General features: G+C 61.9%; 17 protein-coding genes. 9 read left to right on the forward strand and 8 right to left on the reverse strand.

The annotated features are described in order from the left end of the window. Positions 1–129: 129 nt before the first annotated feature. From NKI37_RS18295 to NKI37_RS18310, 4 genes are all read right to left on the reverse strand, one after another. The gene (locus tag NKI37_RS18295; protein WP_023689330.1) at positions 130–1,416 is read right to left on the reverse strand and encodes an NAD(P)/FAD-dependent oxidoreductase; all 1,287 of its coding nucleotides are present in this window, start codon (positions 1,414–1,416) and stop codon (positions 130–132) included. Positions 1,417–1,536: 120 nt separating this feature from the next. Continuing rightward, positions 1,537–2,973 (reverse strand): glutamine synthetase family protein, encoded by a 1,437-nt coding sequence (locus NKI37_RS18300; RefSeq protein ID WP_023689329.1) that lies wholly within the window; start codon positions 2,971–2,973, stop codon positions 1,537–1,539. Positions 2,974–3,075: 102 nt separating this feature from the next. Continuing rightward, positions 3,076–4,044 carry an ATP-grasp fold amidoligase family protein gene (locus NKI37_RS18305; RefSeq protein WP_352789355.1) on the reverse strand — a complete coding sequence of 323 codons (969 nt, stop codon included), beginning with the start codon at positions 4,042–4,044 and terminating at the stop codon, positions 3,076–3,078. A gap of 2 nt (positions 4,045–4,046) precedes the next feature. Continuing rightward, a complete protein-coding gene (locus NKI37_RS18310) occupies positions 4,047–4,862 on the reverse strand; it encodes a class I SAM-dependent methyltransferase (RefSeq protein WP_352789358.1) in 816 nt (271 codons plus the stop codon). A gap of 86 nt (positions 4,863–4,948) precedes the next feature. Between NKI37_RS18310 and NKI37_RS18315 the strand changes: the two genes are divergently transcribed. Then, entirely contained in the window at positions 4,949–5,650 is a 702-nt protein-coding gene (locus NKI37_RS18315) for an HAD family hydrolase (protein WP_031196692.1), read from the forward strand. 29 nt (positions 5,651–5,679) lie between these two features. Here the strand turns inward: NKI37_RS18315 and NKI37_RS18320 are convergent, their stop codons facing one another. The 3 genes from NKI37_RS18320 to aceA all read right to left on the reverse strand — a co-directional run bounded on the left by NKI37_RS18320 (position 5,680) and on the right by aceA (position 8,002). Then, positions 5,680–6,141 carry a response regulator gene (locus NKI37_RS18320; RefSeq protein WP_023751977.1) on the reverse strand — a complete coding sequence of 154 codons (462 nt, stop codon included), beginning with the start codon at positions 6,139–6,141 and terminating at the stop codon, positions 5,680–5,682. Between the two features lie 276 nt (positions 6,142–6,417). Further along, positions 6,418–6,660 carry an SMc00767 family acetate metabolism repressor gene (locus NKI37_RS18325; protein WP_023669318.1) on the reverse strand — a complete coding sequence of 81 codons (243 nt, stop codon included), beginning with the start codon at positions 6,658–6,660 and terminating at the stop codon, positions 6,418–6,420. 52 nt (positions 6,661–6,712) lie between these two features. Further along, a complete protein-coding gene (aceA, locus tag NKI37_RS18330; RefSeq protein ID WP_023669319.1) occupies positions 6,713–8,002 on the reverse strand; it encodes an isocitrate lyase in 1,290 nt (429 codons plus the stop codon). Positions 8,003–8,251: 249 nt separating this feature from the next. Here aceA and NKI37_RS18335 point away from each other — a divergent pair, with 249 nt between their 5' ends. The 7 genes from NKI37_RS18335 to NKI37_RS18365 all read left to right on the forward strand — a co-directional run bounded on the left by NKI37_RS18335 (position 8,252) and on the right by NKI37_RS18365 (position 16,378). Beyond that, positions 8,252–9,679 (forward strand): helix-turn-helix domain-containing protein, encoded by a 1,428-nt coding sequence (locus NKI37_RS18335; protein ID WP_352789361.1) that lies wholly within the window; start codon positions 8,252–8,254, stop codon positions 9,677–9,679. A gap of 149 nt (positions 9,680–9,828) precedes the next feature. After that, positions 9,829–10,728: a DUF2167 domain-containing protein gene (locus NKI37_RS18340; protein ID WP_084566804.1), complete on the forward strand. Its 900-nt coding sequence runs from the start codon at positions 9,829–9,831 to the stop codon at positions 10,726–10,728. A gap of 161 nt (positions 10,729–10,889) precedes the next feature. Next, positions 10,890–11,843 (forward strand): DMT family transporter, encoded by a 954-nt coding sequence (locus NKI37_RS18345; RefSeq protein WP_023729069.1) that lies wholly within the window; start codon positions 10,890–10,892, stop codon positions 11,841–11,843. 424 nt (positions 11,844–12,267) lie between these two features. Continuing rightward, positions 12,268–13,365, forward strand: coding sequence for a polyamine ABC transporter substrate-binding protein (locus NKI37_RS18350; protein WP_023669323.1), 1,098 nt, complete (start codon positions 12,268–12,270; stop codon positions 13,363–13,365). An 83-nt stretch (positions 13,366–13,448) separates the two neighbouring features. Then, positions 13,449–14,588: an ABC transporter ATP-binding protein gene (locus NKI37_RS18355; protein ID WP_023697298.1), complete on the forward strand. Its 1,140-nt coding sequence runs from the start codon at positions 13,449–13,451 to the stop codon at positions 14,586–14,588. Positions 14,589–14,597: 9 nt separating this feature from the next. After that, positions 14,598–15,563: an ABC transporter permease subunit gene (locus NKI37_RS18360; protein WP_352513151.1), complete on the forward strand. Its 966-nt coding sequence runs from the start codon at positions 14,598–14,600 to the stop codon at positions 15,561–15,563. Next, positions 15,560–16,378: an ABC transporter permease gene (locus tag NKI37_RS18365; RefSeq protein ID WP_352513149.1), complete on the forward strand. Its 819-nt coding sequence runs from the start codon at positions 15,560–15,562 to the stop codon at positions 16,376–16,378. The genes NKI37_RS18360 and NKI37_RS18365 overlap by 4 nt, the downstream gene beginning before the upstream one ends. Positions 16,379–16,420: 42 nt before the next feature. Here the strand turns inward: NKI37_RS18365 and NKI37_RS18370 are convergent, their stop codons facing one another. Then, positions 16,421–18,274, reverse strand: coding sequence for an AsmA family protein (locus NKI37_RS18370; RefSeq protein ID WP_352626314.1), 1,854 nt, complete (start codon positions 18,272–18,274; stop codon positions 16,421–16,423). 364 nt (positions 18,275–18,638) lie between these two features. On the opposite strand from NKI37_RS18370, the gene NKI37_RS18375 reads away from it, so the two are divergent. Further along, entirely contained in the window at positions 18,639–20,603 is a 1,965-nt protein-coding gene (locus NKI37_RS18375; RefSeq protein WP_352789365.1) for an acetoacetate--CoA ligase, read from the forward strand. The last annotated feature ends 239 nt before the right edge of the window (positions 20,604–20,842 follow it).

Below are 20,842 nucleotides of genomic sequence, written 5' to 3' on the forward strand. Positions count from 1 at the left end.
TTGTGGCATCAGTGCGCCCTCAGGGGAATTGTGCGCTCTTGTTAAGGATTCTGCAACGTCTCGCTGCGGCAACCAACAGCTCAATAGAATCAGCTCAGTACCAGCCACGGCTGATATGAGATACTTTCCCTATATTCGGTCCCTCAGGGCAAACCAGTTCAGTGCCAAGAACAATAATGGCGTTCTAAATCGCCGGCCGCCGGGAAAAGCCGGGATGTTCAGGTCCTCGATCAGCTTCAGTCTGTCGCGGTTGCCGGCGACGGTCTGGGCATAGAGCTTGCCGAAGAAGTTCGACAGCATCACGCCGTGGCCGGAATAGCCTCCGGCCGAGATCACATTGGGCATCACCTCGCGCACGAACGGTTTCCTGGGCATGGTGATGCCGACATAGCCGCCCCAGCCATGGGTGATCTCGACATCGCTCAGTTCCGGATAAAGCTCGGCTATCTGCCGGCGGATATGGACATGGATGTCCTTCGGATCGTTGACGCCATAGACCTCGCGCCCGCCGAACAGCAGCCTTCCATCGCTGGATTTGCGGAAATAACGCACGACGAAACGCGAATCGTCGACCGCCTCGCCGCCCGGCAGCACTTTCGAATCGACGCCCAGCGGCACCGTCGCGCCGATGAAGGAACCGATGGGCATGATGTGCGCGGCACTCACCGGCTCGAGCGTGCCGCCATAGGCATTTACACCGATCAGGCATTTCTGGGCGGTGATGGTTCCTCTCGAAGTCGTCACCCTGACCTTGCCGCCGCTGGAGGTAACACCGGTCGATAGTGTCTGCTCGAACAGGTGCGCGCCGGCCGCTGCCGCGACCTTTGCCGTGCCGATCACCAGCTTCATCGGGTGGATGTGTCCGGTGCCGGTGTCGCGGGTGCCGCCGAAGTAGCGTGTGGAGCCCAGCCGTTCGGCCGTTTCCCTGGCATCCATGAAGGCGATGTGCGGATAATTGAAGCGGCCCGCCATGATCTCGGCATGCGCCTTGTAGTCGTCGAGATAACGCGGCTTGTGCGCCACGGACAACTGGCCGGGCATATAGTCGATGTCGATCTGGTTGACGGCGGCGAATTCGAGCAGGTGCGCTTTCGCCTCCTCGGCAAGGTCGAACAGCGCCTTGGCGCGGGAGAAGCCGTATTCGGCCTCCATCTCTTCGGCCCAGGCGCGCTGGCCCGTGCCGAGCTGGCCGCCATTGCGCCCTGAAGCGCCGTCGCCGAAGCGATGCGCCTCGATCAGAACGACGTGGGCTCCCGCCTTCGCCAAATGAGCGGCCGCCGACAGCCCGGTGAAGCCACCGCCGACGACGACGACGTCGCAGCTGCGGTCGCCGTCCAGGGCAGGGTACTCAGGGCGTGGTCCGGCTGTGTCTTCGTACCAGGAGCGACCGGGGGAGATAGGTGATTGGTAAGGCATGGGGACACCAGCCAATGGTGAATGGTGAATGGCTGCGAGACGCACGACGTCTGCGCTCATCCATCCAATATGAAACTACTCACCATTCACTATTCACCATTCACACGACGAAGTCGCCGCTCACACGTTGAGCAACAGATACTCCCGCTCCCACGGGCTGATCACTTCCATGAAGGTCTCGAACTCCGCCCGCTTGATCGCTGCATAGGTTGCGGCGAAGGACTTGCCCAGAAGAGCGCATAGTTCCTCGTCGCCTTCGAAAAGATCGACGGCTTCGAGCAGGCCTCGTGGCAGGTCGATCTCGTCGGCGTTTGCGGTGGTCAGCACCGGAGGCTCGGCCTTGATCTTGTTGGTGATGCCGATCAGCCCGCAGGCAAGTGAGGCCGCCAGCGCCAGATAGGGGTTGGCGTCGGAAGACGGGATGCGGTTTTCGACACGCCGCGCCGCCGGATCCGAGCGCGGCACGCGGAACGCCGTGGTGCGGTTGTCATAGCCCCATTTGTTGTTGACCGGCGCCGAGGCCGACTGCGTCAGCCGGCGGTAGGAATTGACGTAAGGGGCAAACATCACCAGCGCGTTCGGCACATGCTTCTGCATGCCGCCGATGAAATGGAAGAAGTGGTCGGTTTCCGAGCCGTCCTTCGCCGAAAAGATATTCAGCCCGGTCTTCTTGTCGATGATCGACTGGTGGATGTGCATGGCAGAACCTGGCTGGCCCTGGATCGGCTTGGCCATGAAGGTGGCATAGATCTCATGCTTCAGCGCTGCCTCGCGGATGGTGCGTTTGAACATGAACACCTGGTCGGCGAGCTCGACCGGATCGCCGTGACGCAGATTGATCTCGAGCTGGCCGGCGCCTTCCTCGTGGATCAGCGTGTCGATCTCCAGGCCCTGGCTTTCGGAGAAATGGTAGATGTCGTCGATCAGTTCGTCGAACTCGTTGACGCCGGCGATCGAATAGCCGGCGCCGCCGCCGATTGCCCGTCCGGAACGCCCGACGGGTGGGGTCAGCGGATAATCCGGGTCGGGGTTCTTGCGCACCAGATAGAATTCGATCTCGGGCGCCACCACCGGCTTCAGCCCGCGCTTGTCATAGGCTGCTACCACGCGCTTCAGGACGTTGCGCGGCGTGAACTCGACCGAACGGCCATCCTGATGGACGAGGTCGCAGATGACGGCGGCCGTCGGGTCTTCTTCCCACGGCACGACGGTCAACGTCGACAGATCCGGCATCAGCTTTAGGTCGCCATCATCCTCCGGATAGTGGAAACCGTTGCCATCCTCGGGATAGCCGCCCGAAATCGTCGTCATGAACACTGCCGATGGCAGCGCCAGCGAGGTGTTGGAAGTGAATTTCTTCGACGGCATCATCTTGCCGCGCGCGACGCCAGCCTGATCAGGCGTGATGCATTCTATGTCTTCGATGCCGCGCCATTCCAGCCAAGCGCTGACTTCCTTCCAGTTCTTCACGCCGCGTTGATTTTTCACGAAGGCAGGCGTTCGGACGCGTCCTCCGCGGGTCGACGGACGGACTTCCTTTTTCGCAGGCGGCATCATTCACCAGTTTGGGTTGCAATTTTCACAGTATAGCTGCTGCCGGTGATGGAAGGGAAGGGGAGCTGGCCCGATAGGTGCGGCAACGAGGCTGAACGCCCTATGTCAGACGGCCTTGCCGGGCGGCGCATTTGCGCTCAGCCATCTGCGCAAGGCACCGGCATAGCGCCTGCGCCATCCGCTTTGCGGCGCGGTCAGGAACCAGGATTGGCTGAGGTTCCAGCTGTCTGCGCACAGATCCCTGAGCCTTGTGTTGATGATGCCTTTGCCGGATAGCGGATAGACCGAGAATTCGGAAAAGAAGATCGCGCCTTCGATTTCGTAGAAATCGCATCGCATGTGATCGAACGGCGCGGTCAGCCGCTCGGCGATGGCAAGCATGCGCGGGAAGGATGCCGGCAGGTCGATCCGGATCCACTGGGGGCCGCTGCCTGGCGGTGGCGGCGCGTAGGTTCCGTCACGGTCGAAATGACATTTCTGTTCGTTGCCGTGCTCATCCCGACGCGCGGCATAGACATAGGCCGTCGTCCCGTTAGACACGTGGAATTTGTACTCCAAAGCAACGGGCTGACCGTCCTCGAGGAGCATCTCTTCCACGAAGATGCGCCTGCTGGCGTGCTTGTAGCCCCATTCGCCGAGCTTCCTGCCATAGCGGTGGCGCATCCAGCGTGCCGTACGCCGGCGCAGCCTAGCTCTGTCCACCTCACCGTTGCGCACCATCATGTTCCAGCGGCAGCCATGATTGGCCTTCACCATGACATTGCCGGTGAGCAGCTCCGCCGGAAGTTCTGCCGCGTCATATCCGGACCACAGAACCGCAGCCGTCTTGAGTTCTGGACAGGTGGACAGAGCGTAGGCTTTCGAGGCGAGCTTGTCGCAAGCCGTGGTGAAGAAGCGATTGTGGTCGAAAATCTTGCGCCACAGGAACTTGTCTGCATAGGAAGCGGGCCTTGCCGGATCGGGCAGCACGCCGCTATGGTTGAAGGTGCGGGCGCAAATCATCGGATGGCGGAAAAGGCACCATGCCTGTACCAGGGTAAGCAGCACGCGGTCGCTCATCCACAGCCCTGGCATGATCAGCTTGCTGGCCAGGGAACACTCCGGCGTGCAACGAACACGTCCCGCGTCATATTTCGATGGATGCTCGTGCGGCCGATAACCGCAAGCCGGGGACCAAGCGTTCTTTCTACGCTTTCCGCCCACAGCCTGCCAAGCGAGACCGGCTCCCACAAGACGATCTGCACATCTTGAGGCGCGGTATCGGCTATGCGAGAAACCACCGCTGCCTTGGGCGATACCATGCTGGCGACATAAACGACCTGCGCCTCGCCATAGTCATAGTCGCGGCCGTCGCAAAGCTCGGCCCGCATCCGCACATAGCCGAGCTTGGCCGCAAGCCTGTTTGCCGTTTCGACCGCTTCAGGCACAATATCGAGACCGATGATTTCGGGGACGACAGTCTGGTCGTGTATGCGGAACATCGTAAACGGACGCCCTCCGCAGCCGACCATGACAGCGCGGCAGCAGCTGCCGAAATCGACGTGATCGAAGACTTCGTTCAGGCGATTATACGCATCCCTAGATGACAGCACGCCGATGCTTGTTTTGCCCGCTGCGATCTGCCCGAAGGATGCCGGACCGCTCAGATCCTGATCCAGCATGTGCCTGATCTCGGCGGTATCTTGCTCCTGCACCATCTTGCCGAATGCGGCGGTCAGCGCCGGTCGGTACGAAAGGATCTCCGGGTAGGTTTCAAGCAACGCCTCGCCGGTATCGTGTCCCATGGCGATGCCAAGATCTCGGATGGCATTTATGAGTTCAGTAGGAGTACGCCCTGGCAAGGAGCCCAGAATTTGCTCCAGTTCACGCTTCCAGGCGCCCAATTCCGGCATTGCTTCCCACCATTCCCTTGCCGTAGCTAGCAGTGTGCGGCGACAACGTCTACATCACTGCCTTCACTTGAACGGGACAGTCGACCATGCCCCTGACCACGATCGGCTTCGACGCCGACGATACCCTATGGCAGAACGAACAGTTCTTCCGCCTGACCGAGAAGCATTTTGCAACCCTGCTCGCCGACCATGGCGAGGCCGAGCACATTTCGGCACGGCTGCTCGAGGCCGAGAAGCGCAACCTTGCCGTCTACGGCTTCGGCATCAAGGGCTTTACCTTGTCGATGATCGAAACGGCGATAGAAGTGACCGAGGGCCGTGTGCCGGCCTCGACGATCGCCGAAATCCTTGCCGCCGGCCGCGACATGCTCGGCCATCCTGTCGAGGCGCTGCCGCATGCGCGCGAGACAGTCGAAAAGCTCGCCGGCGCCTACCATCTGGTGCTGATCACCAAGGGCGATCTGTTCGACCAGGAGCGCAAGCTGGCGGCGTCCGGCCTTGGCGACCTGTTCGATGCCGTCGAGATCGTCAGCGACAAGAGCGCCGCCACCTATGCCAGGATCTTTGGCCGTCACGGCAGCCCGCAGACCAGCATGATGGTCGGCAATTCGCTCAAGTCGGACGTGGTGCCGGCCATCGAGGCCGGCAGCTGGGGTGTGTATGTGCCGCACGAGCTGACCTGGGTGCTCGAACACGTCGAGCCGCCGGTCGAGGCACCGCGTTTTCGTCAGCTTGTAGATCTTGGCGAACTGCCGGCTTTGATCGAGAGCATCGGCAAGGAAGGCTGACCGCCCGCACGCGTTCGGGCGGATTGCGATCAGCCGCGCCCGAGACTGATCAGCCGGTCGACCACCGGCTGCAGCCTTTCGGTGGTGATCGGCTTGGTTACCACCACATCGACCACGCTCGACAGACCCAGGCTGTCGGGCGTGCCGGTCTTGGTTGAAAGCAGGATCACCTTGGGGAGCGACCGCCCAGATGTCCGCCGCAAGGCGTCGATGGCCGCAATCAGCGCGCGGCAGTCCTCGTTGTCGGGGCCGCCATCGAGAACGACGGCGCCCGGAATGAGGGTTCGCAATGTCTTGGCCGCCATTTCTGGCGACTCGGAGATCGGCTTCAGTCCGGACTTCTCGACGATCTTCGACACCACCACCCGGTTGATCGGCGATTTTCCAACGACCAGCACGTGGGAGAAATCCGTTGATATCTCGGAGTTCGCGTCCCTGCTTGACGAATTCAGATGTTTGGCGGTGTCGGTCTCGCGGTTCACAGGGCACATGGGCGGGGCGGGCACTCGGCGCTGCTTCAATGCAGGGTTGAAATCCGAGAGCCAATTGGCGTGAGATCGCCCGCCATGTCAAGCTGAAATGACGGACCTGCGAAATATAGCCGGAAATATTAAAACCCGGAGACAAGGTCTGTTTTCGAACTGTAGTTAAGTTTACGCTCAAAAGCGAAAGTCACCCGCGCTGAAAACCCGCGGGTGACGTTGAAATCGGCCAGTGAGCGGCGGGGCCCATAGGTTCCACAAGCACAAAGCTTCCGTTAGGGAAGATCAGCCGTGACTCTTCTGCGTGACGATCACCGGGATCAGCAGGTCGCCCCAATTGCCGTCGCCACCATGATGCCGGGCCGAGCGCACCAGTTCCACCGAGACGCCGGCCTCCACTGCCTTCATCACCGATTGATTGAGCCGGTGCAGGTCGTTGGCCAGCATGCGGATGGTCGCCTGTTGGTCGACACTCATCGTGGTGGACTGCTCTTCTGCACGTTCCTTGACGCGGCTTATGGATGCCATTTTCTTCTCCCTTGCCCTTCGGGCGTTTCCTCTGTTGGTTATGTCGATCGGTTCATTCCGCTGCCGGCTTGAACTGGGCGTGCTCAGTCGATTCATGCATGGCGGCGGTCGAGGACTGGCCGCCGCTGATCGCCATTGAGACGGCGTCGAAATAGCCGGTGCCGACCTCGCGCTGGTGCTTGGTCGCGGTGTAGCCGTGGACTTCGGCCGCGAACTCGGCTTCCTGCAACTCGGAATAGGCCGCCATCTGCCGCGCCTTGTAGCCGCGGGCCAGCTCGAACATGCCGAAATTGAGCTGGTGGAACCCGGCCAATGTGATGAACTGGAACTTGTAGCCCATGGCGCCGAGCTCGCGCTGGAACTTGGCGATCGTCGCGTCGTCGAGGTTCTTCTTCCAGTTGAACGACGGCGAGCAATTATAGGCGAGCAGCTTGCCCGGATGATGCCTGCGCACGCCTTCGGCGAATTTCTTGGCCTGCGCCAGATCGGGCTTGGATGTTTCGCACCAGATCAGGTCGGCATGCGGCGCATAGGCAATGGCGCGCGCGATGCACGGTTCGATGCCGTTCCTGACCTGGTAGAAGCCTTCAACCGTGCGGCCGGCATCGTAGTCGACGAAAGGCTGGTCGCGCTCGTCAATGTCGGAGGTCAGAAGCTTTGCCGCTTCCGCATCGGTGCGTGCCACGACTAGCGTCGGCGTGCCCATCACGTCGGCCGCCAGACGCGCCGCGTTGAGGTTGCGGATATGCGCAGCGGTCGGGATCAGCACTTTGCCGCCGAGATGGCCGCACTTCTTCTCAGAGGCCAGCTGGTCCTCATAGTGGACGCCGGCAGCGCCGGCCTCGATGAACGCCTTCATGATCTCGAAGGCGTTGAGCGGTCCGCCGAAGCCGGCCTCGGCATCGGCGACGATCGGCGCGAACCAGGTGTCGACCGACAGGCCGTTGCCTTCCGAGGTCTCGATCTGATCGGCGCGCTGCAGCGTGCGGTTGATGCGCTTGACCAGTTCGGGCGCCGCATTGGCGGGATAGAGCGACTGGTCCGGATACATGGCCGACGCGGTGTTGGCGTCGGCGGCGACCTGCCAGCCCGAGAGATAGATTGCCTTCAGCCCGGCACGCACCTGCTGCATCGCCTGGTTGCCCGACATGGCGCCGAGTGCATTGACGAAGTCTTCCTCGTGGATGAGCTTCCACAGCCGGTTGGCGCCCATTTCGGCAAGACTCTGGCGTATCTGGACCGACCCGCGCAGCCGCTTCACATCGTCCGGCGAATAGGCTCGTTCGATGCCGTCGAAGCGGCCTTCGGGCGCGGATGGGACAAGATTGTAAAAATCAGTCATTGGTCACTCCAGATCAATCGATGCCAGTGTCTTGAAACGCCGCGCCCTGGGATGGTGTGCGTCGTCTGTGTGTGACATCATTTACATTGCGCCGCGACGAGAGCGAGGAAAACCGCCATTTCCGGTAGAAAATAAGAGAAAACCTGTGTTGTGTTTGACTACTTGCCGCTGTAAATCTGTCATGATTGTAAAAAGATGGTGCGCCGTTCATCGCTCGCAAGTCGTGTAAATTCTTGTCAAGGAAAGCCGATGGCCGACCAGAAGATATTCGCCGGGCCGCGCATCCGCCGCATCCGCATCGCCAAAGGCCTGACCCAGACGGCGATGGCCGAGGGGCTCGGCATCTCGCCGTCCTATCTTAACCTGATCGAGCGCAACCAGCGGCCGCTGACGGTGCAGCTGATCCTGAAGCTGGCCTCTGTCTACAAGGTCGACCCGCATGAATTGCAGGGTGAGGCGAGAGGGTCGATCTCGGCCTTGAAGGAAGTGTTCGGCGACCCGCTGCTTGCCGGTGAGCTGCCGGGCGACCAGGAACTGATCGAACTGGCCGAGGCCGCCCCCAACGCATCGGCTGCGATGATAAAACTGTTTCGCGCTTACCGCGAGCAGGCCGAGCGGCTGTCCGATCTCAACGAGCTTCTGGCGCGCGAGGGCCGCGCCACGGCGCTGTCCGGTGCGCGGCTGCCGATCGACGAAGTGCACGAGATTTTCGAGCGCCGGCCGAACCATTTTGCAGCACTCGAGGAGGAGGCCGAGGCCTTCACCTCGGTGCTCGACCCCGGCGACGATCTGTTCGGCGCGCTGAAGGCGTGGCTGAAGCGCGAGTATGGCATCGTCGTCAAGGTGCTGCCGGTCGCCACCATGCCGAACTGGCGCCGCCGTTATGACCGTCATTCGCAGCGTCTTTTTCTATCGGAGCGGCTGTCGCCGTTCGACCAGTTGCGCGAAGTCGCCATGGAGGCCTGCCTGATCCGCATGACGGTCGCTGTCGCCGGCGAAATTCAGACGCTGAAGCTCGGTACGGACGAAGCCCGTCGGCTCGCCCGCTTCGAGTTCGGCCGCTACGCCGCCAATGCCTTGATGATGCCCTATCAGGCATTTCATGCCGCCGCCGTGCGGGCTCGTTACGACATCGATGTGCTGCGCTCGCGTTTCGGCGTCTCCTTCGAACAGGCGGCGAACCGCCTGACCATGCTGCAGCGTCCTGGCTTGTCCGGAGTGCCGTTCTTCATGCTCGAGGTCGACAATGCCGGCAACCGCTTCCGCAAGGCCGGCGGCCAGGGCTTTCCGCAAAGCCGCTTTGGCGGCGGCTGCCCGAAACTGCCGGTCCATGCCGCTTTCGCTTCGCCTGGCCAGATACTGGTCGAGGCGGTGGAAATGCCCGACGGCGCCGAGTTCCTCTGCATCGCACGCACGCTCGAGGGGCCGCAGGGTTCGTTCTCCGAGCGCCCGCGCCGCACCGCGCTGCTGTTGGGCTGCGATATCGGCTTTCGCGACGAGATCGTCTATGGCGCCGGGCTGCCGGCAAAGGCCGGACAGGGCGCCGCCACGCCGGTCGGTCCCGCTTGCCGGCTGTGCGAACGCATCGGCTGCCTCGCCCGCGCCGAGCCGCCGGTGACCCGTCCGCTCGGCCTGGACGAGATGGCGACGGGCCTGAGCGCCTTCGATTTCCAGTGATGCTTCTCGGGCTGGAGGTCGCGGAAGACCGCAGCTGTTTGCGCTAAGCAATAGAGCGCGGCCCGAACCATCCCCGAACCAAATATTGATTAAGCATCGGCGCTGCGCTATCGAAGGTGAGCTGCAGGGCAGCCAAGGGGGGACGGCTTATGAACAGGAAAGCTTTGTGGCTTGGCGTGGCGCTTGCCCTTTTGGCGGGGCCTGTTCTGGCAGAAAAATCCTCGGAATTCTTCAAGGACTATCGACAGTATAGTGACGACGGCAAGGCATTCCTGGACAAAATCGATCCAAAGACCGGCGCGGTCGACCTTCCCGAAGGCATCCATCTCGATCTCAAGGACAAGTTCTATTTTCTGGGCAAGAAGGACGCGACGTCCGTCCTGACCGAGGCCTGGGGCAATCCGCCTGATACCGCGTCCGAAGCAATCGGCATGATCTTCCCGGCCAAGTACGAGCCCATCGCCGGCAACGGTTGGGGCATCGAATTGCGCTATGAAAAGATCGGCCATGTCGATGACGCCGACGCCGCATCCATCGACTACACCGAATTGCTGAGCAGCATGCAGGCGGACACATTGTCGGCCAACGATCAGCGGGTGAAGGACGGCTTTCCCCCGATCAAGCTGATCGGCTGGGCCTCGCCGCCGGTCTATGATTTCGTCCACAAGCGGCTGCACTGGGCCAAGGAACTGCAGTTCGGAGACGATACCGTCCACACGCTCAATTACGACGTCCGTTTCCTCGGCCGGGAAGGCGTCTTCGTGATGAGCTACATCGCTACGGTCGAACAATTGCCGGAGATCAAGCAGAGCCTGGACGAAGTGCTGGGCGTGGCGGACTTCAACACCGGCAAGAAATACACCGATTTTCTGCCAGGCACCGACACGGTCGCCGCGGTTGGCATTGGCGGCCTCATCGCCGGAAAACTCGCGGCAAAGGCCGGCCTGATTGCAGTCGCGCTCATCGCCCTGAAAAAGTTCGGCATTCTGCTGCTGGTACCGTTGGCCGGTCTCTGGCGCTTTATCCGCGGCAACAAGGGCATGTCCTAGAAACGGCGGTGTTTGCCCGTATGGCTGCCGGTTGGCGGTGCGCCAAAGGGAATGCCGGGCTGGATCACGTCCGGCTGTAGCCTATGCGCTAGGCGAATACGGCACGTTTCTGTCGTCCATTGTGCATCATGCCACCCCGAGATAGCCGACAGTCGCACCCCATGACCGATACCGCATCTTCTCCAATCGCCGCACCGCCGATCGTCTCGCCGCGCGAAGAGCGGGTCGGCTTGCTGCTGGTGTTCCTGTCGGCGCTGATGTGGAGCTTTGGCGGCACCATCGCCCGCTTCATCGACACCGCTGACAGTTGGACGGTGGTGTTCTGGCGCTCGCTGTGGGCGGCTGTGTTCCTGATTTGCTTCATGGCCTGGCGCGACGGCTGGCGCGGCATGTTGCGGCTGTTTCGCGACATGGGCCTGCCCGGCCTTGCCGTGGCCGTCTGTTTCGCCACGGCGTCGACGTGCTTCGTTGTCGCGCTCGCCTACACCACCGTTGCCAATATCCTGTTGATGCAGGCCGGTGTGCCGCTGCTGGCGGCATTGCTTGCCTGGGTGCTGTTTCGCGAACGCGTCGCCGTCGCGACCTGGGTGGCGATCGCCGCCGTCATCGCCGGCGTCGCCATCATGGTGTCGGAATCGCTCGACGGCGCCGTATCGCCCATCGGCGACGGGCTGTCGCTGCTGATCGCCGTCATGTTCTCGATTGCCACCGTCATCACCCGGCGCTTCGCCCATGTGCGCATGACGCCGGCGACGTGCCTCGGCACGATGCTGGCAGCGGCTTTCGCCGCATCGCAAGCCACGCAGTTTGCCACGTCGACCCACGACATGGCTTTCCTGTTTGCCTTCGGCGTTATCAATCTCGGCCTGGGCCTTGCCTTCTTCGCCACCGGCGCGAGGCTGGTTCCGGCGGCGATCGCAGCACTCCTCGGCACGTTCGAGCCGATCCTCGGACCGATCTGGGTCTGGCTCGTTCATGGCGAGGTGCCCTCGGTGCGCACCATCATCGGCGGCGCGGTGGTGGTCGCCGCGCTGCTCGTCCATATCGCGCTTGAATTCAAGCGCCAGGCGAGGCCTGCACGGCCGGGGACCACTGGCCTGCCATCCCCTAATTGACCCGCCTTTCCCTTGGTTGAGCCCGTCTTCCCTAATTACGCCGTCTTTCCCCAATTAGCGAAGCCGCACGCCCTATTGACCGAGCTTCCCCGCGCGGGCCATTGACAACCTTGCTGCGGCACGGGCAGGCTGGGGCACGGCAACAACAAGACAGGCTTATCTTGCCAAGTGTCCCCGCCGGTCGGACCAAGACCGGACCACAGCGTCGTATCCCTGCCAGCGCCGCGGCGAAAGCCTCTGACGGCGTCAGCGCGCCCGCCATGCGGGCACACAGAGCCATCATCTGCCGCTCGTCGAACCGCCCGGACGGCGCTGGCAGTTCATGCTTGTGGCTGCCCGGAAAGCTCAATACTCTGAAGCAAATGCCCAATCGCGCTCGAACAGCGACGACTTGGCGAAGGAACACTCATCAAAGGAGAACAGCATGATCCGCAAAGCGCTCTGGCTTTCGGCGACCTCGGCATTTCTGACGCTTTTCGCCGTTGGCGGCCATGCCGAGGATCGCGTCGTCAACGTCTTCAACTGGTCGGATTACATCGACAGTTCGATCATTGACGACTTCACTAAGGAGACCGGCATCAAGGTCGTCTACGACACCTTCGATTCCAATGAAATCCTCGAAACCAAGCTGCTTGCCGGCGGCAGCGGCTATGACGTCGTCGTGCCCAGCGGCAACTTCCTGGCCCGCCAGATCCAGGCCGGCGTGTTCCAGAAGCTCGACAAGTCGAAGCTGCCCAACATTTCCAACATGTGGGACACGGTTTCGGAGCGCACCGCCAAATACGATCCCGGCAATGAATACTCGATCAATTACATGTGGGGCACCGTCGGCATCGGCTACAACATCAAGAAGGTGCAGGCAGCACTCGGCACCGACAAGATCGACAGCTGGGATGTGTTCTTCAATCCCGACAGCCTGGCCAAGCTGAAGGACTGCGGCGTCTATGTGCTGGACTCGCCGGCCGACATCATCCCGGCGGCGCTCAAATACCTCGGCCTCGATCCGAACAGCACCTCACCTGACGACATCGCAAAGGCCGAGGAGACGTTGCTGAAGGTGCGTCCGTATATCCGCAAATTCCATTCGTCCGAATACATCAACGCGCTCGCCAACGGCGACATCTGCCTGGCGGTCGGCTGGTCGGGTGACGTCTTCCAGGCGCGCAACCGCGCGGTCGAGGCCAAGCAAGGCGTCGAGATCGGCTATTCCGTGCCCAAGGAAGGCGCCCAGATGTGGTTCGACCAGATGGCGATTCCCGCCGATGCGCCGCATGCCGCCGAGGCACTCGAATTTCTCAACTACATGATGAAGCCGGAAGTGATCGCCAAGTCGTCCAACTATGTGCTGTACGCCAACGGCAACAAGGCTTCGCAGCAGTTCGTCGACAAGGCGCTGCTGGATGATCCGGCGGTCTATCCGGACGCCGAGACCTTGAAAAAGCTCTATACGGTCCAGCCCTACGATCCCAAGACCCAGCGCCTGATCACGCGCAGCTGGACCAAGATCGTCACCGGCCAGTAAGCAATGCGACATGGTCCCGGCAGCCACCTGCCGGGACCATTCTTCTCTGGGGCAAGAAGCAAAAAAATAGGACGGAGTGGGACATGAAATCGCTTGGCAGCATCCGCAGGGATTTCGCGCCATGGAACGACCCGAACGCCAAGCCATATATCCAATTCGAGAACGTCACCAAGAAGTTCGGTGACTTCACCGCCGTCAACAATCTGTCGCTGACCATTTTCGAGCGCGAGTTCTTCGCCCTGCTCGGCGCGTCGGGCTGCGGAAAGTCGACGTTGCTGCGGATGCTTGCCGGCTTCGAGGAGCCCACCGCCGGCCGTATCCTTCTCGACGGCCAGGACTTGCGCGGCATCCCGCCCTACCGCCGCCCGGTCAACATGATGTTCCAGTCCTATGCGCTGTTCCCGCATATGAGCGTGGAAAAGAACATTGCCTTCGGCCTCAAGCAGGAAGGCATGCCGGGACCGGATATCGAAAAGCGCGTCGCCGAGATGCTGAAGCTGGTGAAGCTAGAGCAGTTCGCCAAGCGCAAGCCGCACCAATTGTCGGGCGGCCAGCGCCAGCGCGTCGCGCTCGCCCGCTCGGTTGCCAAGCGGCCAAAAGTCTTGCTGCTCGATGAGCCGCTCGGCGCGCTCGACAAGAAGCTGCGCGAGGAAACGCAGTTCGAGCTGATGGACCTGCAGCAAAATCTCGGCCTTACCTTCGTCGTCGTCACCCACGACCAGGAAGAGGCGATGACCATGGCCGACCGCATCGCCATCATCGACAAGGGCGAGGTGATGCAGGTGGCGACGCCGGCGGAAGTCTATGAGGCGCCGAGCTCACGCTTCGTTGCCCACTTCGTCGGCAATGTGAACATGTTCGAAGGCAAGGTCGCCGAGCGTGCGGCAAACACCACGCGCATTACCGGCGCGACAGGGGCCCAGATCGTCGTCGAAAACAGCACCGATACAAAGGCCGGTTCCGACATCGTCTTCGCCATCAGGCCGGAGAAGATCAAGGTGTCGTCGAAGAAACCGGCCGACGCAGTCAATGCGCTTGAGGGCGAGGTCTACGACGTTGCCTATCTCGGCGACATGACCGTCTACCACATCCGGCTGGATGACGGGCAGATCATCAGGGCAAGCGCGCTCAACGCGGCGCGAGTCACCGAGGACCCGCTGACCTGGAACGACCGCGCCTGGGTCTCCTTCCGGCCGGATGCCGGCGTCGTGCTGACGCGGTAGGGGGCGGGCATGTCCAACATCGCCATCACCGGCACCGGCCCATCGACAGCGGCCAAACCGTTTCTGACACGGCTCGGCGCCGGCTTCGTCAGCCGGCTCGTCATCATCGTGCCCTATCTCTGGCTGCTGTTCTTCTTCCTCATCCCGTTCATCATCGTTTTCAAGATCTCGCTGTCGCAGACGGCGATCGCCATGCCTCCCTACACGCCCGTGCTCGATTTCAGGGACGGCATGTCCGGTTTCTTCGCCGGCTTCCGCGAACTCAACTTCGACAATTATACCTTGCTGGCGCAGGACGCGCTTTACTTCAAAGCCTATGTGACCAGCGTCATCATCGCCGCGATATCGACGGTCCTTACGCTGCTCGTCGGCTACCCGATCGCCTATGGCATGGCGCGTGCGCCGGCAACGATCCGCCCGACCTTGATGATGCTGGTGATCCTGCCGTTCTGGACGTCGTTCCTGATCCGCGTCTACGCCTGGATTGGCATCCTCAAACCTGAAGGCCTGCTCAACCAGCTGCTGCTCGCCACCGGCATCATCGACGAACGCTTGATCATTCTCAACACCTACTATGCGATCTTCATCGGCATCGTCTATTCCTACCTGCCATTCATGGTGCTGCCGCTCTATTCCTCGCTGGAAAAAATGGATTATTCGCTGATCGAGGCGGCCAAGGATCTCGGCTGCCCGCCGACATCAGCCTTCTGGAAAATCACCTTCCCGCTGTCGCTGCCCGGTGTCATTGCCGGCTGCCTGTTGGTGTTCATTCCCGCGGTCGGCGAGTTCGTCATTCCCGACCTGCTCGGCGGATCGCAGACGCTGATGATCGGCAAGACGCTCTGGAACGAATTCAACAGCAACCGCGACTGGCCAGTATCATCGGCGGTGGCGGTGATCCTGCTATTGCTGCTGATCGTGCCGATCATGCTATTCCAGCGAGCCCAGGCGCGCGCCCAGGAGCAAGACAAATGAACACCAGCTGGAGCCGCTTCAACGTCACCTCGGTCGTGCTGGGCTTTGCCTTCCTCTATCTGCCCATCGTGCTGCTCGTCATCTTCTCCTTCAACGAGTCGAAGCTGGTCACCGTCTGGGGCGGCTTCTCGACCAAATGGTATGCCTCGCTGTTCCACAATCAGGGGCTGATGGACGCCACCTGGGTGACCGCGCGTGTGGCTGTCATCTCCGCCACTGTGGCAACCGTGCTCGGCACGCTGGCGGCACTGACCTTGACCCGCTACACCCGCTTCCGCGGCCGCATCCTGTTTTCCGGCATGGTGTTTGCGCCGCTGGTCATGCCGGAAGTCATCACCGGCCTGTCGCTGTTGCTGCTGTTCGTTGCCGTCGGTCTCGACCGTGGCTTCCTGACCGTGACGCTTGCTCACATCACCTTGACCATGTGCTTCGTGGCTGTCGTCGTGCAGTCGCGCCTGGTGTCGTTCGATCGTTCGCTGGAAGAAGCTGCCTTGGACCTCGGCGCAACGCCGGTAAAGACCTTCTTTCAGATCACGCTGCCGGTGATCATGCCGGCCATCGTCTCCGGCTGGATGCTGGCCTTCACCTTGTCGCTTGACGATCTGGTGATCGCCTCCTTCACCTCGGGGCCTGGCGCCACCACGCTGCCGATGAAGATCTACAGCCAGGTGCGTCTCGGCGTGACGCCGGAAATCAACGCCGCCTGCACCATCCTGATCGCCGTCGTGGCGGTAGGCGTCATCATCGCTTCGGTCGCCAACAAGCGGCGTGAGGTGCAGCGCCAGCTCGACGAACAGGCCGCGCAGCGCGGTTGATTGCGTCAAACGAGGGATAGGGCGGTCCCGGTAAGGGTCCGCCTATTCGCCTGAGACGCCGCGGCTGATCGGCGAGATGAACGGCGTGCTCCAGGTGCCGCCGACGAAGAATGACGACTGGTTGGATCCCTGCTGGCCATTGACCGGTGCCGCTGCCGGGTCGGCCTGGGTGACACCCCCCGAAAGCGCCAGCCCGCGTCCGCCGTAAGAGGCGATGCCGGACAGCCAGACCTTGTATTTCGCCGAATTGGCCTCGGCCTTGTCCAGCCTTGCCACACCCTTCGAGATGGTGGCCTTGAGCTCGGCGCCGTCCATCGGCAGTGTCCCGTCCGAGACGTCGTCGAGCGCGAAGAAGCCGCCCTGTTCCGTGTGCTTCAGAAATGCCGGCAAATTGAGCCCGCTCAGCGCGCCCGGCCCGAACGTCGCAGAGACCGAGCCGTCGGCGTTCTCGAAGATCGAGTCCCAGGATTTGCCCGGCCCTTTGAGAATGACCGAGACAGTGCCGGTGCTGGCCGGCACCAGCCGCGTCATTCCGGCCGCGGTGCCGAAAGCGGCGCCGTCAATGTCGGAGGCGAGCAGCCGGATCTCGACCTGCGAGCCCTCCGGTTTGCGGTCGAAACGCAGGCTGCTCTGCACGTTGCCGCCAAAGGCCGACGCATCGGAGATATCGAAGACGGCAAGCCCGTTCTTCACCTGCGCCGTGGCGGCGACGTCGGCAAGCTGGATTGCGCCGGCCGAGGCATGTGCCGCTGACAGCCTCAGATCGAGATTGATCCGGTCGGCGAAGCTGGTGTCGATTTCGCCGGGACCGGTCTCGCCGGTCGGCGCCAGCGGCGTGAAGGCCGAAAACAGCGACCTGAGGTCGAGCGTATCGAAGGCGAGTGTGCCTGATATCACCGGCAAGGCGTCGCCGAACGAAAAATCCAGCGCCCCCATTCCCGGATTGCTGTCGAGCGTCACCGCGGTGTTTTCGAATTTGACGCGGCCGGCGGTCGCCGTGATCTTGCTCGAAATCGAGACCGAACCGATCGCCGTACCAGGGGCAATGCCGGCCTGCGACCATTCCAGCACGCGCCGCAGCGAGGGCGCGGCGAATTTCGCCTGGCCATCGAAATAGGCGTTTTGCGACATGCTGGCCGTGCCGTCGAACGAGAAGCTGGCCGGCGCTGCCTTGAACGAAAACGTGACCGGTGCGGCGCCGCCGGCAAACAGCACCAGCGGCTTGGGCGAGGCGGCATCGACGGTGACGCTCTCGCCGCGCCAGATTCCGGTCGCCGACAAGGTCGCGTTGCTGTTCATCGCTGCCCAGCTCGCCTGGCCGGACAGGCTGGTCAGCAATTCGACGTCCTTGCCGCCGACGGAGGCGACCATGCGGCCGTCCCTGAATTCCACGGTGCCGAACGGATCGGCGGGCAGCTTGCTCAGATCCGGCTTCGTCGGATCGGCGTTGACCACGCCGCGCGCCGTGTCGATGGAGCGGGTGATGCGTCCGCCCGTTGGTATGGCGGGCAGGAATATGCCGTTTGCGGCGCGCTGGACCCGGATCGTCGGCCGCACCAGCCGCGCCGTCGAAAACACCACATCGCCCTGCAGCGCCGCCATGGCCGACAGGTCGACCTCGACCCGTTCGGCCTCGATCACCGGCGGCGCGTCGGTCTCGGTCCACTGGGACAGCGTGACGTCGCTCAATATGGCGCGGAACTTCGGCCACACCTCGATGCGCGGCGAACCGGCGATGGTGACCCTGAAACCGCTCCACGCGCTCATCTCCCAGGCGATGCGATCGCGCACGATCCGGGTCGAGGCAAACAGCGGCAGAGCGGCGACGACCAGCGCGATGACGAGCACGGCAACGCCGATCGCCCATATTCCGCGCCGGATCAAAGGTGATGGCATATTGCCCCGGTTGCTTTCATTCCGATAAACGCCTGACGGGTGTAACCGCCAGTCGTCACCACGCCTTCCAGCCGTCACTACGACTTAGGGCTGAGGCATTTCAAGTCTTTATGGCCCGGCGATGGCAATTGCGCACATATGGCCGAGTTTAGCGGAACAAAATCTTGCTCTGCCGCACGGTGGTAGGCATAAGCGATGCAGCTTCAGCCTGTTACGAGGCGCGGCGTTTTTGGGACAGCGGCGCCTGTAAAGCTGAGGCTAGTGCATGTCGCCCGGAAGAGTGCAGCGGTTCCGGGACAACGACGTGCATCAAAACAAAAGCATATCTATCTTGCGACGCGACCGGCTTCAAGGAGGATCGATCATGGCTGCCGAAGCACCGCTCTGGACTCCGACGCAAGAGCAGATCGACGCAGCACCACTGACCGCGTTCATGAAGGCAGCAGCGGCCAAAAGCGGCACATCCTTCACCTCCTACGCCGAACTGCACCGCTGGTCGGTCGAGGATCGCGAAGGCTTCTGGAGCCTGCTGTGGGACTTTTGCGGCATTGTCGGCGACAAAGGGACCGATGGGACGGTGCTCGTCGATGGCGACAAGATGCCCGGCGCATCGTTCTTTCCCGAAGCGACACTGAACTTCGCCGAGAACCTGCTGAAGAAGACCGGTTCCGGTGACGCGATCGTCTTTCGCGGCGAGGACAAGATCGAGCGGCGGCTGTCGTGGAGCGAACTGCACCAGCTGACCTCGCGCTTTCAGCAGCTTTTCCTGTCGCTCAAGGTGAAAAAGGGCGACCGCATCGCGGCGATGATGCCCAACATGCCGGAAACCGTCGCCGCCATGCTGGCGGCCGCCTCCATCGGCGCGGTCTGGTCGTCCTGTTCCCCCGATTTCGGCGAGCAGGGCGTGCTCGACCGTTTCGGCCAGATCGAGCCGGTCATATTCATTGCGCCGGATGGCTATTGGTACAATGGCAAGGCAATCGAGGTCGCCGACAAGATCGCTGCCGTTGCAGCGAAGCTCGAAACAGTAGCCAAGGTCCTGATCGTCGACTATCTCGGTACCTCGCGTGACATCGCCGCGGTCATCGATAAGGCCGTGGCGCTCGAAGAGGCGCTGTCACCCTTTGCCGCCAAAGCGGTCACGTTCGAGCGGCTGCCGTTTGCGCATCCGCTCTACATCCTGTTTTCGTCAGGTACCACCGGCGTTCCCAAATGCATCGTCCATTCGGCCGGCGGCACGCTGGTCCAGCACGTCAAGGAACACCGGCTGCATGCCGGGCTCGTCGAAGGCGACCGCTTCTTCTACTTCACCACCTGCGGCTGGATGATGTGGAACTGGCTGGTGTCGGGCCTGGCCTCGGGCGCCACGCTGCTGCTCTATGACGGCTCACCCTTCCACCCCGACGGCAATGTGCTGTTCAGCTTCGCCGATGCCGAGAAGATGACCTTTTTCGGCACCTCAGCCAAATTCATCGATTCCGTGCGCAAGGCCGGGCTCAAGCCGATCCGCAGCCATGATCTGTCGAGTGTGCGGGCTATTTCCTCCACCGGCTCACCGTTGTCGCCGGAGGATTTCCGCTTCGTCTATGACGGCATCAAGAAGGACGTACATCTCGCCTCGGTTTCCGGCGGCACCGACATCGTCTCCTGTTTCGTGCTCGGCGTACCGACGCAACCGGTCTGGACCGGCGAGATCCAGGGTCCCGGCCTCGGCCTTGCCGTCGATGTATGGGACGATGACGGCAAGCCGATCCGCGAGCAAAAGGGTGAGCTGGTCTGCACAAAAGCGTTCCCGTCGATGCCGATCGGCTTCTGGAACGATCCTGAGGGCAAGAGATACCATGCGGCCTATTTCGAGCGCTTCGACAATGTCTGGTGCCACGGCGACTTCGCCGAATGGACCGCGCATGGCGGCATGATCATCCACGGCCGTTCCGACGCGACGCTCAATCCGGGCGGTGTGCGCATCGGCACGGCGGAGATCTACAATCAGGTCGAACAGATGCCGGAGATCCTTGAGGCGCTGTGCATCGGTCAGGATTTCGACAATGACGTCCGCGTCGTGCTGTTCGTGCGGCTGGCCGCCGGCGTGACGCTGGACGAGGATCTGGAAAAGCGCATTCGTTCCAAGATCCGCAGCGGCGCCAGCCCGCGCCACGTGCCGGCAAGGATCGTCGCCGTCAGCGACATTCCGCGCACCAAATCGGGCAAGATCACCGAGCTTGCAGTGCGCGACGTGGTGCATGGCCGCGCCATCAAGAACAAGGAAGCGTTGGCCAATCCAGAGGCGCTGGAGCTGTTCAGGAACCTGCCGCAGCTGGCTGAGTGACGCGGCCGGGATGGTTAACCAGATATGTCGGTCGAATTTACCTAGATTTCATGAGTGGTACACATTCGTAAATTTTTTGGACGGCCGGTAAGGAGTTGTTAAGGCCCGGCGTCGATAGTCGCACGTAACTTGAGGGAGAAATCCCGTTCCTCGTCCCCTGAGGATCAGATTCGCTCAAGCCCCCGTTGTGACAGCAAATCCCATTTAAGGCGTCCTGTTGGACGCCTTTTCTTTGTCCG

The sequence above is a fragment of the Mesorhizobium sp. M0626 genome, from assembly GCF_040320665.1.
Taxonomy (GTDB): Bacteria; Pseudomonadota; Alphaproteobacteria; order Rhizobiales; family Rhizobiaceae; genus Mesorhizobium.